The 16438-nt window shown below is 75.7% G+C and carries 15 protein-coding genes; 9 read left to right on the forward strand and 6 right to left on the reverse strand.

What is annotated here, in order from left to right:
- The first annotated feature begins 18 nt into the window (after positions 1–18).
- The 3 genes from FHX36_RS09380 (at position 19) to FHX36_RS09390 (ending at position 3550) form a co-directional block, all read left to right on the forward strand.
- Positions 19–1200: a zinc-dependent alcohol dehydrogenase gene (locus FHX36_RS09380; RefSeq protein ID WP_110552042.1), complete on the forward strand. Its 1182-nt coding sequence runs from the start codon at positions 19–21 to the stop codon at positions 1198–1200.
- A gap of 180 nt (positions 1201–1380) precedes the next feature.
- Entirely contained in the window at positions 1381–2619 is a 1239-nt protein-coding gene (locus FHX36_RS09385; protein WP_110552041.1) for an MFS transporter, read from the forward strand.
- A 40-nt stretch (positions 2620–2659) separates the two neighbouring features.
- Positions 2660–3550, forward strand: a complete 891-nt coding sequence (locus FHX36_RS09390) for an oxidoreductase (RefSeq protein ID WP_110552040.1) — start codon at positions 2660–2662, stop codon at positions 3548–3550.
- 63 nt (positions 3551–3613) lie between these two features.
- Here FHX36_RS09390 and FHX36_RS09395 read toward each other — a convergent pair whose 3' ends face one another.
- The 3 genes from FHX36_RS09395 to FHX36_RS09405 form a co-directional block, all read right to left on the reverse strand.
- Entirely contained in the window at positions 3614–4735 is a 1122-nt protein-coding gene (locus FHX36_RS09395; protein ID WP_258372697.1) for an MFS transporter, read from the reverse strand.
- A 229-nt stretch (positions 4736–4964) separates the two neighbouring features.
- Positions 4965–5567, reverse strand: a complete 603-nt coding sequence (locus tag FHX36_RS09400) for a TetR/AcrR family transcriptional regulator (RefSeq protein WP_110552038.1) — start codon at positions 5565–5567, stop codon at positions 4965–4967.
- Position 5568: 1 nt separating this feature from the next.
- Positions 5569–6897 carry a D-arabinono-1,4-lactone oxidase gene (locus FHX36_RS09405; RefSeq protein WP_110552037.1) on the reverse strand — a complete coding sequence of 443 codons (1329 nt, stop codon included), beginning with the start codon at positions 6895–6897 and terminating at the stop codon, positions 5569–5571.
- Positions 6898–7006: 109 nt separating this feature from the next.
- On the opposite strand from FHX36_RS09405, the gene FHX36_RS09410 reads away from it, so the two are divergent.
- Positions 7007–8233, forward strand: a complete 1227-nt coding sequence (locus FHX36_RS09410; RefSeq protein WP_110552036.1) for an amino acid deaminase/aldolase — start codon at positions 7007–7009, stop codon at positions 8231–8233.
- A gap of 108 nt (positions 8234–8341) precedes the next feature.
- On the opposite strand, the gene FHX36_RS09415 is transcribed toward FHX36_RS09410, so the two are convergent.
- Complete coding sequence (locus tag FHX36_RS09415) at positions 8342–9961, reverse strand: ABC-F family ATP-binding cassette domain-containing protein (protein ID WP_110552035.1); 1620 nt, start codon at positions 9959–9961, stop codon at positions 8342–8344.
- 59 nt (positions 9962–10020) lie between these two features.
- Here FHX36_RS09415 and FHX36_RS09420 point away from each other — a divergent pair, with 59 nt between their 5' ends.
- A complete protein-coding gene (locus FHX36_RS09420) occupies positions 10021–10494 on the forward strand; it encodes a hypothetical protein (RefSeq protein WP_110552034.1) in 474 nt (157 codons plus the stop codon).
- A gap of 70 nt (positions 10495–10564) precedes the next feature.
- Here the strand turns inward: FHX36_RS09420 and FHX36_RS09425 are convergent, their stop codons facing one another.
- The gene (locus tag FHX36_RS09425) at positions 10565–10981 is read right to left on the reverse strand and encodes a DUF1801 domain-containing protein (protein ID WP_110552033.1); all 417 of its coding nucleotides are present in this window, start codon (positions 10979–10981) and stop codon (positions 10565–10567) included.
- 149 nt (positions 10982–11130) lie between these two features.
- Positions 11131–12096, reverse strand: a complete 966-nt coding sequence (locus FHX36_RS09430; protein WP_110552032.1) for an isopenicillin N synthase family dioxygenase — start codon at positions 12094–12096, stop codon at positions 11131–11133.
- 90 nt (positions 12097–12186) lie between these two features.
- On the opposite strand from FHX36_RS09430, the gene FHX36_RS09435 reads away from it, so the two are divergent.
- The 4 genes from FHX36_RS09435 (at position 12187) to FHX36_RS23875 (ending at position 16437) form a co-directional block, all read left to right on the forward strand.
- Complete coding sequence (locus FHX36_RS09435) at positions 12187–12726, forward strand: GNAT family N-acetyltransferase (protein WP_181428750.1); 540 nt, start codon at positions 12187–12189, stop codon at positions 12724–12726.
- 31 nt (positions 12727–12757) lie between these two features.
- A complete protein-coding gene (locus FHX36_RS09440; RefSeq protein WP_110552030.1) occupies positions 12758–13807 on the forward strand; it encodes a winged helix DNA-binding domain-containing protein in 1050 nt (349 codons plus the stop codon).
- 36 nt (positions 13808–13843) lie between these two features.
- Entirely contained in the window at positions 13844–14815 is a 972-nt protein-coding gene (locus FHX36_RS09445) for an aldo/keto reductase (RefSeq protein WP_110552029.1), read from the forward strand.
- Between the two features lie 86 nt (positions 14816–14901).
- Entirely contained in the window at positions 14902–16437 is a 1536-nt protein-coding gene (locus FHX36_RS23875) for an FUSC family protein (RefSeq protein WP_183513692.1), read from the forward strand.
- Position 16438 lies beyond the last annotated feature (1 nt).

Below are 16438 nucleotides of genomic sequence, written 5' to 3' on the forward strand. Positions count from 1 at the left end.
AGACCGAGGAGCACACCCATGCGCGCAGTGACCTGGCACGGCCGGGACGACGTCCGGGTGGACACCGTCCCGGACCCCTCGATCCAGGACCCGACGGACGTGGTCGTCGAGATCACCTCCTCCGGCATCTGCGGCTCGGACCTGCACCTGATCGAGGTCATGGCGCCGTTCATGACGGTCGGCGACGTGATGGGCCACGAGCCGATGGGCGTCGTCCGCGAGGTCGGCCCCGGGGTCACCGAGCTGAAGGCCGGCGACCGGGTCGTCGTCCCGTTCAACATCTCCTGCGGCACCTGCTGGATGTGCAACCAGGGCCTGCAGAGCCAGTGCGAGACCACCCAGAACCGCGAGCAGGGCTTCGGCGCCTCGCTGTTCGGCTACACGAAGCTCTACGGCCAGGTGCCCGGCGGGCAGGCCGAGTACCTGCGGGTGCCGTTCGGCAACACGCTGCCGATCAAGGTCCCCGAGGGCCCGGCCGACGACCGCTTCGTCTACCTCTCCGACGTGCTGCCCACCGCCTGGCAGGCCGTCCAGTACGCCGGCGTCGTGCCCGGCGGCTCGGTGCTCGTGCTGGGCCTCGGCCCGATCGGCGACATGGCCACCCGGATCGCCAAGCACCTGGGTGCCTCGGCCGTCTACGCCGTGGACACCGTGCCCGAGCGGCTGGCCCGGGCCCGCGCCCACGGCATCGACGTCCTGGACTCCACCGCCCAGGCCGACGTCGTCGCCTGGGTGCGGGACAAGACCGACGGTCGCGGCCCGGACGCCGTCATCGACGCCGTCGGCATGGAGGCGCACGGCTCCCCCGGCGCCAAGCTGGCGCAGAAGGCGACCGCGCTCGTCCCGGACGCGGTGATGGAGAAGGTCATGCAGGTCGTCGGCGTTGACCGGATGGCCGCGCTGAACACCGCCATCGAGGCCGTGCGCCGCGGCGGCACCATCTCGCTGTCCGGCGTCTACGGCGGGGCGACCGACCCGATGCCGCTGATGCGGATGTTCGACAAGCAGATCGAGCTGCGGATGGGCCAGGCCAACGTGTGGCGCTGGGTGCCCGACATCCTGCCGCTGCTCACCGACGGCGACCCGCTGGGCGTCGACACCTTCGCCACCCACCACGTGCCGCTCGAGCAGGCGCCGCAGGCCTACGAGACCTTCCGGCAGAAGCAGGACGGCGCGGTGAAGGTGCTGCTCCAGCCCTGACCCACCCCGCTCCGGCCACGGGCCGCGCACCGGACCCCCCGGTGCGCGGCCCGTGCCGCGTGGTGCGACGTGACGAGCTTCACCGGCCCGGGGTGCAACAGATCGGCGCGGACTCCTCTTGGCTGGGAGAGGACGCCGACGTCCGCGTCCGCCCCCCTCTCCTCCACCTGGAGTACTGCTGTGCCCCGCGCCCTGCTCGCGCTCGCCATCGGTGCCTTCGGCATCGGCACCACCGAGTTCGTGGTGATGGGCATGCTGCCCCAGATCGCCGAGGGGCTGGACGTCTCCGTCTCCGCGGTGGGCCTGCTGATCTCCGCCTACGCGATCGGCGTGGTCATCGGCGCACCCACCCTGACCGCGCTGGGCGTGCGGTTCACCCCGCGGCAGACGCTGGTCGCGCTGATGGTGCTGTTCACCGTCGGCAACCTGCTCTCCGCGCTGGCCCCCAGCTACGGCTGGCTGGTCGCCGCCCGGGTGTTCGCCGCGCTGGCCCACGGGTCGTTCTTCGGCGTCGGCGCGGTCGCCGCGCGGCGGCTGGTGCCCAAGGAGAAGGCCACCCAGGCCATCTCGCTGATGATCACCGGCCTGACGCTGGCCAACGTCATCGGCGTCCCGCTCGGCACCTTCGTGGCCCAGCAGCTGAGCTGGCGGGTGGTCTTCGCCGCCGTCGCCGTCATCGGCCTGGTCACCATCGCCGGGCTGCTGGCCTGGATGCCGCGGGTCGCCGGCGAGCCCACCGACCTGCGCAGCGAGCTGGGTGCCTTCCGCCGCCGCGGGGTCTGGCTGGTGCTGAGCACCACGATGATCGGCTTCGCGGCCCTGTTCTCCGTCTACAGCTACGTCAGCCCGATCCTCACCGAGCTCGGCGGCATCCCGGAGGGCTGGGTCACCCCGGTGCTGGGCCTGTTCGGCGCCGGCACCACGGTCGGCACGCTGGCCGGCGGCCGGCTCGGCGACCGCTGGGGGATGTCGTTCGTCGCCGTCGGGCTGCTGGGCACCGCCGGCGCCCTGGCGGTGCTGGCCCTGGTGGCACGCACCCCCGCCGCGGCCATCGCCGTGCTGGTCTTCTTCGGCACGCTCGCCTTCGCCCTGGGCCCGGTCGTGCAGAACCGGGTCATCGAGGCGGCCCGGGTGCCCGGCGGGAGCCTGGTCTCGGCGGCCAACCAGGCGGCGTTCAACCTGGCCAACGCCCTCGGGGCGGCGCTGGGGGCGGCGGCGCTGTCCGCCGGCCTGGGCTACACCGCGCCGATCTGGGTCGGTGCCGGGCTCGCCCTGGTGGGCACCGGGATCGCGGCGGTCACCATCGCCTCCGAGCGCCGGGAGGGCGCCGTCCTCGCGGCCTCCGTCGCGGACGACGTCGACACCTGGCAGCGGGTGCTCGGACCGGTCGCCGTCCAGGAGCCGGTCGCCGTCCGCTGAGCCGTTTGACGGCACCCACCCGGCGGGGTAGTCCGGGGGCATGACGACGACGGCGGAGAAGTCCGGCCAGTACACCCTCGGCGACCGCACGGTGCACCGCATCGGCTACGGCGCCATGCAGCTGTCCGGGCCCCACATCATGGGCCCCCCGGCCGACCGGGACGGCGCGATCGCGGTGCTGCGGCGCGCGGTGGAGCTCGGTGTCGACCACATCGACACCAGCGACTACTACGGCCCGCACGTGACCAACGAGATCATCCGCGAGGCCCTGCACCCGTACCCCGAGCAGCTGACGATCGTCACCAAGATCGGCGCCCGCCGGACGCCGGAGGGCGAGTGGCCCGAGGCGCTGGCCGCCGACGAGCTGCGCCAGGCGGTGCACGACAACCTGGACCACCTCGGCGTCGAGGCCCTGGACGTGGTGAACCTCCGGATGCCCGGGTTCGCCCAGCCGGTCGAGCGCTCGCTGGCCGAGCCGATGGAGACCCTCGCGGCGCTGCAGCAGGAGGGGCTGGTCCGGCACATCGGGGTCAGCAACGTGACCCCGCAGATGCTCGCCGAGGCGCGGGGCATCGCCCCGGTGGTGTGCGTGCAGAACCACTACAACCTGGTCAACCGGGCCGACGACCCGCTGGTCGACGCCACCGCCCGCGAGGGCATCGCCTACGTGCCGTTCTTCCCGCTCGGCGGGTTCAGCCCGCTGCAGTCCGCGGCGCTGGAGTCGGTGGCCCGGGCGCTGGAGACCACGCCGATGGAGGTCGCGCTGGCCTGGCTCCTCGCGCGCTCGCCGAACCTCCTGCTCATCCCGGGCACGAAGTCGATCGAGCACCTGGAGCAGAACCTCGAGTCGGCGGCCCGGGTGCTCGGCCCGGTGGAGCTGGCCGAGCTGGACCGCATCGGCGGCGACGGCACCCTCGACCCGGACCTGTGAACGCCCAGCCGCGGTTTCGCGCGATCAAGTACGCGTGCTTGATCGCGCGAAACCGCGAGCTGGCTAGCGGACGGAGCGGATGCGGGCGACGCTGAGGGCGCCGAGCACGGTGACCGCGCCGGCAAGCCCGAACAGGACGTCGTAGCCGCCGAGCTGGGAGATGACCAGGCTCGCCATCAGCGGGGCGAGCGCCTGCGGGGCGACCGCGGCCACGTTCATCACCCCGAGGTCGCCGGCGACGGTGCGGGCGTCGGGCAGCACCTGGGTCACCAGCGCCTGGTCGACCGAGGTGTAGGCGCCGTACCCGGCACCCAGCAGCAGGCCGGCGACCAGGGCGCTCGGCCAGCTGGGCGCCACCACCAGGACGGCACAGGCCAGCGCCTGCAGCACCGCGGCCCCGGCGACGAACACCCGCCGCCGCCCGGTGCGGTCCGACAGCACACCGCCGCCCCACGTCGCGCTGACCGTGGCCACCAGGTAGACCAGCGTGAGCACCAGCAGCGAGCCCTCGGGGTCGTCCAGCCGCAGCCCGTCGGTGAGGAAGTACAGAAGGTACGTCGTCCCCAGGGCGTTGCCCAGGTTCACCAGCAACCGCCCACCGAAGGCCCAGGCGTAGTCCGGGTGCCGGGTCGGTGCCTCCCAGGTGGCCCGCAACGCCGCGGCGAACGACTGCGGCCGGCCGACCGGGGCGCTGTCCCGCGAGCGCAGCAGCCACGGCAGCGCGACCACGACCAGCAGCACGGCGAGCCCGGCGTACCCGGTGCTCGCCCCTCCGCCCAGCACGGTGACCAGCACCAGCCCGAGCAGGATGCCGAGCGCCTGCGGGCCGTAGACGGCGGCGGAGACGGTGCCGCGCTGCCCGGCCGGCACCTGGTCGGCGATGGTCGCGGTCAGCCCGGCCATCGCGGCGTACATGCCCAGCTGCGCCACCAGCCAGCCGGCCGCCACCGAGCGCCAGTCGGTGGCGGCACCGGTGAGCAGCAGCCCGACGGCGTAGACGGCGACACCGCCCGCGACCCACACCCGGCGCCGGCCGATCGCCGAGCGGGTGCGGTCGCACAGCGCGCCGAAGACCGGCAGCGCGACCAGCGCGGCCAGCCCGGCCAGCCCGTTGACCAGGCCGAAGTCGCGCACCTTGTGCGCCGGGTCGAGGTCCTCCAGCTGCAGCGGCAGCAGCAGCTGCACCGGGGCGAGCTGGGCGGCCCACAGCCCCAGCCAGATGCACGCGAAACGCCACGTCCATGCCCGACCGACCCGGCCGTCGGGCTCGTCCAGGGGCCCGCCGCGAGCGGGATCGGCCCCCTCCCGGGTACCGCCCCGAGCCTGCGATGGGTGGGGAGGACGGGGTCCTTCCCCAGGGAGGACGGGGTCCTCCATCACGCCGCACCCACCGGGGTCGGCGCTTCGACCGCCGTCACCGGGTCAGTTCGGCGTGCTGGGCGACGAACAGCTCCACGGCGGCGTCGAGCACCGCGCGGGTGGCCTCGGTGTCCCGGTCGACCAGCCAGGTGGTGGTCGCGCCGTCGATCAGGGTCACCAGCAGCCGGGCGAGCTCGGGCACCGGACGGCGCCAGGACGTGCCGGTCGCGGTGGCGACCTCCTCGAGCAGCCGGGTCGCCGCGGCGGTGTAGGCGCGGTACTGCTGGCGGGCCAGCGGCTGCAGCGCCGGGTCGCGCAGCGAGTGCATCGCCAGCTCGACCATCAGCTGCTCGGCGCCGGGCTCGCGTTCCAGGTGCTCGAGGTAGCCGGCCGCCGCCGCCCGCAGGCAGTCGGCCGGGCCGGCGCCCGGGGGGAGGTCGGCGGTGGCGGCGGACAGCTCGTGGCCGACCACCCGGTGCACCAGCTCCCGCAGCAGCTCGTCGCGGGAGGCGAAGGCGTAGTGGAAGCTGGCCAGCGACATCCCCGCCTCGGCGACGATCGCCCGGGTGGTGCCGGCGGCGAGCCCGTCCCGGGCCATCACCCGCAGCGCCGCCTCGATCAGCGCCGCGCGCCGCGCCTCGGCCGGCAGCCGGGGCACCTCAGCTCCTCCCGGTGCGGGCGGGCACGGGCCCGAGCACGCGGTCGAGGTGGGCGTTGCCGAACACCCCGGCCGGGTCCAGCCGGTCGCGCAGCGCGGTGAACTCGGCGAACCGCGGGTAGCGGCCGGCCAGCGCGGCGGCGTCCAGGCCGTGCAGCTTCCCCCAGTGCGGGCGCCCGCCGGCTGCCCCGGCGATCGCCTCGAACGCCGCGAAGTACTCCCCCGGATCGCTGCGGGCCGGCACGTGCACCGCGACGTAGGCGGTGTCCCGGCCCGACGCGGTCGACAGCGGGGCGTCGTCGGCCGCGGCCACCCGCACTTCGACCGGGAACGGCACCCGCCAGTCCGAGGCGTCGACGGCGCGCTGCAGCTCGCCCAGCACCTGCGGGGCGGCCTCCCGCGGGACGGCGTACTCCATCTCCCGGAAGCGGACCCGGCGGCGGGAGACGAACACCCGGTGCGCATCGTCGGTGAGCGTGCGGGCGGACAGCGCGCGGGCGGAGACGCGGGCGAGCGGGCGCACCAGCGGCGGCGCGACCCGGCCCGCGGCGACCACCGCTCCGAAGGCGGCGTTGGCCACGACCTCGTCGTCCCACATCGCGCGCCAGCGCGGCAGCGGGGCGACCTCGCCCATCGGCACCCGGGTGTTGCGCTTGGTGGCGCAGCGGTCGGTGTGCGGGAACCAGTAGAACTCGACGTGGTCGGTCGACGTCATGAAGGCGTCGAAGTCCGCGCGCAGCTCGGTCAGCGAGGCCGGCCCCTCCTCGGCGCGCAGCGCGAAGGCGGGGACCGCCTGCAGCGTCACGGCGCTGAGCACCCCGAGGGCGCCGAGGCCCACCCGGGCGGCGCTGAAGACGTCGGCGGCCTCGGTGGCCGAGCAGCGCAGCACCGAGCCGTCGGCGAGGACCAGCTCCAGCGCGCGCAGCTGGGTGGCCAGCCCGCCGAACTCCGCGCCGGTGCCGTGGGTGCCGGTGGACAGCGCGCCGGCGACGGTCTGCCGGTCGATGTCGCCGAGGTTGGTCAGCGCCCAGCCGCGGGCGGCGAGCTCGGCGTTGAGCCGGTGCAGCGGCATGCCGGCCTGCACGGTGACCAGCCCGTCGGCGGTGACGTCGACCAGGCCGGCGTGCCGGTCGAGCACCAGCTGCACGTGCTCGGGCCGGCCGATGGCGGAGAAGGAGTGCCCGCTGCCGATCGGGCGGACCCGCCGACCGGCGGCGACCGCCGCGCGCACGGCGGCGGCGATCGCGTCGGTGCCCTCGGGGTGGACGGCGTCGAAGCCGGTCGCCGTCTGGTTGCCCGCCCAGTTGCGCCACCTCTGCGTACCCGGCACGCGACCTCCCGACTGCGGTGTAGGGCGGCAGCCTGACGGGCGGGGCAGGTCGGGTCAAGGGAGTGGGACGCTTGACCCACTCGTGTCGCGACCGGGATGCTGCGCTCCCATGACGCTCGCGCCGCTCAGGGAGTCCGACCCGGCCGCTGCCCGGGCCCGGCTGGACGCAGCCACCGGCGAGCTGGACCCGCCGCTGGCCGTGGTGGACCTGGACGCGCTCGACGCCAACGCCGACGACCTGGTGCGCCGGGCCGCCGGCCGGCCGATCCGGGTGGCGAGCAAGTCGGTGCGCAGCCGGGCGGTGCTGCGCCGGGTGCTCGCCCGGCCGGGCTTCGCCGGGGTGCTCGGGTACACCCTGGCCGAGGCGCTGTGGCTGGCCGGCGGGGACGACCCGGTCAGCGACGACGTCGTCGTCGGCTACCCGACCGTCGACCGCGGGGCGCTGCGCCGGCTGGCCGCCGACGAGCAGGCCGCGGCCCGGGTGACGCTGGTGGTCGACTCGGTCGAGCAGCTCGACGTGCTGGACGCCGTCGCGCCGCCCGGGTCCCGCCCGACCGTGCGGGTCTGCCTGGACCTGGACGCCTCGTGGCGGCTCGGGCCCGCGCACGTCGGCGTCCGCCGGTCACCGGTGCACACCCCGGACCAGGCGCACGCCCTCGCCCGCGCGCTGGTCGCCCGGCCGGGGATCGCGCTGGTGGGCGTGATGGCCTACGAGGCGCAGATCGCCGGGGTGGGCGACTCCCCCGCCGGCCGGCCGCTGCGCGGGCTCGCCGTCCGCGGGATGCAGCAGGCCTCCGCCCGCGAGCTGGCCGCGCGGCGGGCCGCCGCGGTGGCCGCGGTGCGCGAGGTGACCGAGCTGGAGTTCGTCAACGGCGGCGGCACCGGCAGCCTGGAGCGGACCGCGGCCGAACCGGCCGTCACCGAGCTCGCGGCCGGCTCGGGGCTCTACTCCCCCACCCTCTTCGACGCCTACCGGGCCTTCCGCGGCAGGCCGGCGGCGCTGTTCGCGCTGCCGGTGACCCGCCGTCCCGGCGCCGGGATGGTGACCGTGGCCGGCGGCGGATGGATCGCCTCGGGTCCGGCCGGTGCCGACCGGGTGCCCACGCCGACCTACCCGGCCGGGCTGCAGCTGGTGCCGACCGAGGGCGCGGGCGAGGTGCAGACACCGCTGCGCGGCCCGGGGACGGCGGGGCTGCGGGTGGGCGACCGGGTGTGGTTCCGGCACGCCAAGGCCGGTGAGCTGTGCGAGCGGGTCGACGTCCTGCACGCCGTGGCCGGCGACGCCGTCGTCGACGCGCTGCCCACCTACCGCGGCGAGGGCATGACCTTCGGCTGAGCGCCTCCCTGGCGTGTTGATCATGGGCTCGTGGACGGCGACACGGCCGGACACGCCGCCGACCCGCACCAGACGCCTATGATCAACACCCGCGACAGATGTCAGCCCTCAGCGGGTGCGCTGCACGCGGCCCTCGTCGAACACCGGCTCCGGCGTCTCCCGCACCCGGCCGTCGGAGCCGAACACCAGGAACCGGTCGAAGGTGCGGGCGAACCAGCGGTCGTGGGTCACCGCGACGACGGTGCCGTCGAACGCGCCGAGCGCCTCCTCCAAAGACTCGGCCGACAGCACGTCGAGGTTGTCGGTCGGCTCGTCGAGCAGCAGCAGGGTGGCGCCGGAGAGCTCGAGCAGCAGCACCTGGAACCGGGCCTGCTGCCCGCCGGACAGCGACCGGAACAGCTGGTCGCCGGAGTCGGCCAGCCCGTACCGGCGCAGCGCCGCCATCGCCCGGCCGCGGTCGACGCCCGGGCGCCCCGGCTCGCCGTGCCACAGCAGGTCGACCAGCGTGCGCTCCAGCCACTCGGGGTGGGCGTGGGTCTGGGCGAAGAAGCCGGGGACGACGCGCGCGCCCAGCCGCCAGCCGCCGGTGTGCGCGACGTCCTGGCCGGCCAGCAGCCGCAGGAAGTGCGACTTCCCCGCGCCGTTGGAGCCCAGCACCGCCACCCGGTCGCCGTACTCGATCTCGACGTCGAAGGGCCGCATGAGCCCGGACAGCTCCAGCTGCTCGGCGACCACGACCCGCACGCCGGTGCGACCACCGCGCAGCCGCATCGTCACGTGCTGCTCCGGAGGCGGGGGCGGTGGGGCACCGGCGGCCTCGTACTTGGCCAGCCGGGTCTGCATGGCGTGGTACGTCGACGTCATCGCCGGGGAGTTCTTCGCCTGCTGCTGCAGGGTGCGCACCAGCTCGACCAGCCGCTCGTGCTCCTCGTCCCAGCGCTTGCGGAGCTCGGCCATCCGCTCGTGCCGGGCGGTGCGGGCGGCCGGGTAGCTGGTCCAGCTGCCGCCGTGCGTCCACGCCGTCCCGCCCTCGACGGTCACCACCCGGTCGGCGACGCGGGCGAGCAGCTCGCGGTCGTGGCTGACGAACAGCACGGTCTTGCGGGTCTCCAGCAGCCGCTCCTCGAGCCAGCGCTTGCCCGGGACGTCGAGGTAGTTGTCCGGCTCGTCGAGCAGCAGCACCTGGTCCGGCCCGCGCAGCAGCGTCTCCAGGGCCAGCCGCTTCTGCTCGCCGCCGGAGAGGGTGCTGAGCTCGCGGTACTTGCACCCGTCGTAGGGCACGCCCAGCGCGGCGACGGTCACGGTGTCCCAGGTGACCTCGACGTCGTAGCCGCCGACGTCGCCCCAGTGCCCGAGCGCGTTCGCGTACGCCATCTGGGTGGGCTCGTCGTCGTCCTCCATCATCGCCAGCTCGGCGGCCTCGACGGCGTCCCAGGCCTGCCGGACGGCGGGCGGGGCGAGGTCGACGAGGAACCGCTGGACGGTGGTGTCGTCGCGCACCGAGCCGATGAACTGGCGCATGACGCCGAGCCCCCCGACGAGCGCGACCGAGCCGGCGTCCGGCGTCAGGTCACCGGTGATGATCCGCAGCAGCGTGGTCTTGCCTGCACCGTTCTCCCCGACCAGCGCGGCGACCGCACCCTCACCGACCCGGAAGGAGACGTCGTCGAGCAGCACCCGCCCGTCCGGCAAGGTGAGCCGGATGCCGGAGACGTCGACGTAGCCCATGCGCCCATCATCCGGCCCGCGGCAAACGCGTTCGCACGGCCACGGCTAGCGTCCCGCGGATGGGCCTGTTCCGAGGGAAGCGACCGCCGGCGGACCGGCGGTACCGGTGGCCGGCGGGCGCGCGCCCGCCGACGGAGTTCGTCGGCGTCGCACCCGGGTCGGCCGGCTTCCCCCACGAGTTCGACACGGCCGACGGCGTCCCGGTCCGACTGCACGACATGGCGTTCCTCGGCATGGAGCACCAGGTGCGGCCGCCGACCCTGCGGCTGCGCTTCCGCTACGACGACCCGACGTGGACCCCGTCCGAGGCGGAGGGGACGCCGGTCGCAGTCCTGGAGTTCACCGGGGTGCTCATCCGGCAGTGGGAGGACGAGCACGACCTGTACGAGCTGCCGGAGGACGTGCGGGCCCAGGTGCGCAGCTTCGACTGGTACGAGCCGACCAGCACCTTCTCGCTGCTGACGACCGGCACCAGGCTGCTCTTCTCCGCCTCCCGGCTCGCCGTCCGCCTCGAGGCGCCACCTGCCGGGTGAGCGGTTGCGGTCGCCGCGGACGGCGGGTCGGCCCGTGTCGGTGACCGCCACTGCTCAGTCGGCGGAGCGTTCAGCCGCTGTAGTGGTTGCGGCCCTCGGCGGTGCTGGCCACCGCGTCGCGCACCAGCTGGTCCAGTGCCACGGTGTCGACCCGGTCCAGCGAGGTGAACCGGATGCAGCTCTTCCCGCACGAGACCTTGCCGAGCTGGGCCGCCCGGGACTCGGCGAGGTACTCCCCGTCGACCACGGCACAGACGTAGACAGAGAGGTGGCGCTTCTGGGCCGCCAGCGCGATCAGCGGCCAGGTGGTGGTCTCCTTGGCCGACCTCGGCCGGTAGGGCATCAGCCCGTACCCGAGCACGGCGCCGCTGCCCATCGGCACCAGCTGGCGGTCGATGCCCGGCGCCGCTGCCTGCACCAGGGCATCGACCCGGCGCAGCTCCTCCGCCCGGTCACCCGCGGCGGCGAACCAGTCGTCGACGTCCATGACCGGCCGGCCTCAGAGCAGGGTGCCGAGCAGGACGGCGGCTGCAGCGAGCACCATCGCCGCCACGATGATCCCGGCGACCATGCGCTGCCGCCGCCGTCCGTCCGGGCCCAGGTTGCCCATCCCCATCATGGGCGCACGGTACGTCCTCAGCCGACGGTGATCGAGTCCATCCGTCCTCGCAGGAACTGGCCCGCGGTGACCGGCACGTACCGGGTCGGGCCCGCCGCTGCGGTGGGCAGCGTCCCGACCACGGCGAGCGGGTCGGCCACCTGGGCGAACACCAGCGACAGCAGCTCCTCGGTCGGCACCTCCACCGGCGGCGGCAGCACCCGGTGCGGGGTGGAGCGCCAGCGGTCGCCGGTCCACCGCGCCAGCAGGTCGCCGGCGTTCACGGTCAGCGCGCCGGGCACGTACGGGGCGTCGACCCACTCGCCGTCCAGCGTGCGCACCTGCAGCCCACCGGAGCCGGGCTCGCGGTCCAGCACGGTGAGCGTGCCGACGTCGGTGTGCGGCCCCCTCCGCAGCTGACCGGGCAGCACCGGCCCCACCGCCGACCGGGCCGGGTACCAGGTGAGGTCGACGCTCCAGGTGCCGCCGGCGCAGCGGCCGGCGAAGTAGTCGTCGTCCAGGTCGAGCGCGAGGGCGCAGACCCGGAGCAGGTCGTCGGCGAGCCGGGCGCAGCAGTCGGAGAAGGCGGTCGCCGCGGCCGGCAGGCCGGGGGTCGACGCCGGCCAGCTGTTGGGCCCGAACCACTCCTCCTCCGAGGTGCCCAGCACGGCGGGCGGCACCTGCTCCGGACCGAAGGTGAACGACTCCCGGAGGTCCGGCGGCACGGTCGACCCGTCGGACGCCGTCGCCGCGGCGCCCGGCGGGACCCAGCCGCGCCCGCCCGGGAAGCAGGCCAGCTCGGCCTTCTCCGTCGGCGGCAGCGCGAAGAACGGCCGGACCTCCGCGCGCAACCGGTCGCGCAGCGCGGCGCCCACCGGGTGGCCGGTGACCAGCAGGAAGCCCACCTCGCAGAGGGCGCGGTCGACGTCGGTGGCCACCTGGCGGCGCCCGGCCGGGCTGCCCTCGTACCAGGGCGTCAGGTCGACCAGCGGGACGGCGGTCATCGGTTTCCTCCGGATCGGCTGCGCCCGAACCTAGGGACCGGTCGTTGCCTCCGGATGACGTCGCGGTGACAGTGCTGCAGGGTGGGGACCGTGGCCGTCTCCGAGACGATCCGGTTGGTGCCGTTCGAGCCCGAGCTGCTCCCGTCCGTGCTGCCGTGGTTCGACCACCCCGAGGTGCAGCGCCGGCTGGGCGGCCGGTCGTGGCCGCAACGCGAGCTGGTGCTCCGCAGCACCGTCTGGGCCGAGGAGTTCCGCGGCCGCCGGGTCCTGCGCTCGCACAGCTTCGTCGTCCTGGACGACGCGGGCACCCCGGTCGCGCAGATCGGCGGCGACGTCTACGACCGGTGGACGCGGTGGGACCCGGTCGGCGAGCAGGTGACCGCGGTCGACCACCGCCGCACCGCGGGGGCCGCCTACGTCGTCGACCCGCGGCGCTGGGGCCGCGGCCTCGGCACGGCGGCGCTGCGGGCGTTCGTCGCCGCGCCGGAGCTCGCGGACGTCGAGCAGTTCGTGCTGGGCATCGAGCCGGACAACGCGGCCAGCCTGGGCGCTGCACGCGCGGCCGGATTCCGGTCCCTCACCACCGAGCCGGACGCCGAGGACATGGTCTACCTGCACCGGGTGCGCTGAGACCGTCGGTCCCGGGTGCCAGGCTGGGCGCGTGGACGAGCTCTCACAGCTGCGGATGGCCGCCCAGCGGCTGGTCGGGCCGCGCGCCCCCAGCCCGGTCGAGGCGGTGCGCTGGCTGACCGCCGTGCAGGGCCAGGACCTCCCCGGCGCGCTCACCTCGGTGGCGCTGCGGACGCAGCAGGGCACCCGCGCGGCGGTGGCGGCCGCGCTGGACGCCGGGGAGGTGGTGCGCTCCTGGCCGATGCGCGGCACCCTGCACCTCGTCGCCGCCGAGGACCTGCCGTGGCTGCTCGAGCTGCTGGCCCCCAAGGTGCTCGCCGGGGCGGCCGGGCGGCGGGCGGTCGTGGGGCTCACCGACGCCGACGTCGCGCGGGCCCGCGACGTCGCCCTGGCCGCGCTGAGCGGTGGACGACGGCTGGGCCGCGCCGAGCTGCTCGCGGCGCTGGCCGAGGGCGGGGTGCGCACCGAGGGCCAGCGCGGCTACCACCTGCTCTGGTGGCTGGCCCAGACCGGGCTGACCTGCCTCGGCCCCACGGCGGACGGCGACCAGCAGTTCGTGCTGCTCGACGAGTGGGTGCCCGCACCCCGCCGGCTGGAGCGGGAGGAGGCGCTGGGCGAGCTGGCGCTGCGCTTCTTCGCCTCGCACGGCCCGGCGACGGTGAAGGACCTCGCCCGCTGGGCGGGCATCGGGGTCCGCGACGTCCGGGCCGGCCTCGCGGTGGCGGCGCCTGGACTGGAGCGGCTGGACGTCGACGGCACCGAGCACTGGCTGGACCCGGCCACCCCCGGGCGGCTGGCCGCGGCCCGCGCCGAGGCGGCGGCGGTGCACCTGCTGCCCGGCTTCGACGAGCTGGTGCTGGGCTACGCCGACCGCAGCTGCACGGTGCCGCCCGAGCACGCCCAGCGGATCGTGCCGGGCAACAACGGCATGTTCCGGTCGACCGCCGTGCACGCCGGCACCGTCGTCGGCGTCTGGCGCACCGGCCGGGGCAAGGCCCGCCCGATCGAGCTGGAGCCGTTCGGCGAGGTGCCCGCCGACGTCCTCGCCGCCGTGCACGAGCGGTACGCCGCGCTGCCGTAGCGGTTGCAGCGCGCACCGGCGGGGCACGGCAGGGCCATGGAGCACACCCGCCTCGGCACCACCGGCCTGCAGGTCTCCCGGATCTGCCTCGGGATGATGAGCTTCGGCGACCCGGCCCGCGGCGGCCATCCCTGGAGCCTGCCCGAGGAGGAGAGCCGGGCGGTCATCAAGCGGGCGCTGGACGCCGGGATCACCTTCTTCGACACCGCGAACGTCTACTCCGCCGGCTCCAGCGAGGAGATCACCGGGCGGGCGCTGGCCGACTTCGCCGACCGGGAGGACGTCGTCCTGGCCACCAAGGTGCACGGCCGGATGCGGCCGGGCCCGAACGGCGCCGGGCTCTCGCGCAAGGCCGTCCTCGCCGAGCTCGACGCCAGCCTCACCCGGCTGGGCACCGACTACATCGACCTCTACCAGATCCACCGCTGGGACCCGGCCACCCCGATCGAGGAGACCCTCGAGGCGCTGGACTCCGCCGTCCGGTCGGGCAAGGTGCGCTACCTCGGCGCCTCCAGCATGTGGGCCTGGCAGTTCAGCAAGGCGCTGCACCTGGCCGGCGAGCACGGCTGGCACCGCTTCGTCTCGATGCAGGACCACTACAACCTGCTGCACCGCGAGGAGGAGCGGGAGATGCTGCCGCTCTGCGCCGACGAGGGCATCGGCGTGATCCCGTGGAGCCCGCTGGCCCGCGGCCGGCTCACCCGCGACTGGGACGAGACGACGAACCGGTCGGAGACCGACGAGTTCGGCAGGAAGCTCTACAACGACGCCGACCGGGTGATCGTCGAGCGGGTCGCCGAGGTGGCCGAGGCCCGCGGCGTGCCGCGGGCCCAGGTGGCGCTCGCCTGGGTGCTCAGCAAGCCGGTGGTGACCGCCCCGATCGTGGGCGTCACCAAGGACCGGCACCTGGACGACGCCGTGGCCGCCGTCGACCTGCGGCTGAGCGCCGAGGAGATCGCCCGGCTGGAGGAGCCCTACACGCCGCACGAGGTGGTCGGCTTCTCCTGAGCGGGAGCCGGGGGTGACCCAGCTCGCCCGCCCACGGTGACCCGCGTCGACGACAGCGCCGCGGCCGGCGGGAGACGATGAGGGCCGTGTCCGGCTCCCCGTCCCCGCTGCGCCGGGCGGCGCCGCACGTCCTCGGCCCGCCGCTGCCGGCGCCACGCGCGCTGTGGGCGGCGCACGGCCGCCGGGCGCTGTCCGCGGGGTTCTGCGTCACCGCCCCGCTGGCGCTGTTCGTGCTGCTGGACCGCGCGGACCTCGGCGCGGCCGCGGCGCTGGGCGGCTTCACCGCGGTGTACGGCCACGCCCTGCCCTACCGGCGCCGGGCCGCCGTCTCCGCCGGCGTGGCCCTCGTGCTCGTCGCGGCGGTCGCCCTCGGCGGGCTGACCGGGCCGCACCCGTTCCTGCTCGCCGCGGTGCTCGGCCTGCTGGCCGCGGGCGCGACGGCGGCGACCGCGGTGTGGCACGTCGGCCCGCCCGGACCGCTGATGGCGGTGCTGGTCGGCGGCAGCGCGAGCGCGCTGGGGGCCTCCCCCGCCCAGCTGGGCCAGCACGTCGCCGCCGCCGCGGGGGCGGCGACGCTGGCCTGGCTCGTGGTCATGGCCCCCTGGCTCGTCGACCCGGCCGGTCCCGAGCGGCGCGCGGTGGCGGCAGCCGAGGCAGCGGTCGCCGCCGGCACCCCGCGGGACGGTCGGCCGGACCCGGTGGCCCGCGCCGTGCGGGTGGCGCACGCCGCCGTGGCCGGGGGCAGCCGGCGGCGGCCGTCGCTGCGGCCGCGGCTGGAGGAGGTCGAGACCCGGTTCATGCAGGCGCTGCCGGCCACCGACCCCGCCGTCCCGGACCCCGGGCACGGCGTCCTCCCCCGGCGGCACCCCCCGCTGTGGCTGCCGACCGCCGCGCGCCTCGGCGTGGGCGCCTGGTCCGCCGGCACGCTGGCCGCCGCGCTCGACCTGCACAGCCCTTACTGGGCCGCGACCGCCGCCGTCGCCGTGCTGCTGGGCACGGACGCTCGGCACACCCGGGCCCGGGCGCTGCACCGGGTCACCGGGACCCTGCTCGGCACCATCCTGACCGCGGCGCTCTTCTGGCTGGACCTGCCGGCCGGTCCGACCGTCGCGCTCATCGGGCTGATGCTCGTCTGCGTCGAGCTGCTGGTGGTCAACCAGTACGTGCTGGCCGTCTCGCTGATCACCCCGGTCTCGCTCTCGCTGGTGCACCTGGGCGCCGGCAGCCCGCCCGGCGCCGACCTGATCGCCATCCGGCTCGGCGAGACGCTGGTCGGCATCGCCGTCGGGCTGGCGGCCGGGCTGCTGCTGTTCCCGCGCACCGGCAGCCGCCGGCTCCCCGCCGCGATCGGGACGACGGAGCGGCTGGCCCTCGCCGCGGCCGCGGCCGCACCCGGCACGCCCGCCGACCGCGCGCTGCGCGACTCGCTCGTGGCGCAGCACGAGGTGGCGACGGCGGCCCGCGCCGAGCTGTTCGCCGCCCCGGGGGCCGACGCCGCGCTCCGGCGCTCCCGGCAGGTGGCCGACCTCGGCTGGGCGCTGCTGGGCGCCCGGGCCCGCGGCGAGGACGCGCTGGCCGCCTGGGTCGCCGCCCGGGTGCGACGCGACCTCGGCCGCGGCTGAG

Source organism: Modestobacter versicolor (genome assembly GCF_014195485.1).
GTDB lineage: Bacteria > Actinomycetota > Actinomycetes > Mycobacteriales > Geodermatophilaceae > Modestobacter > Modestobacter versicolor.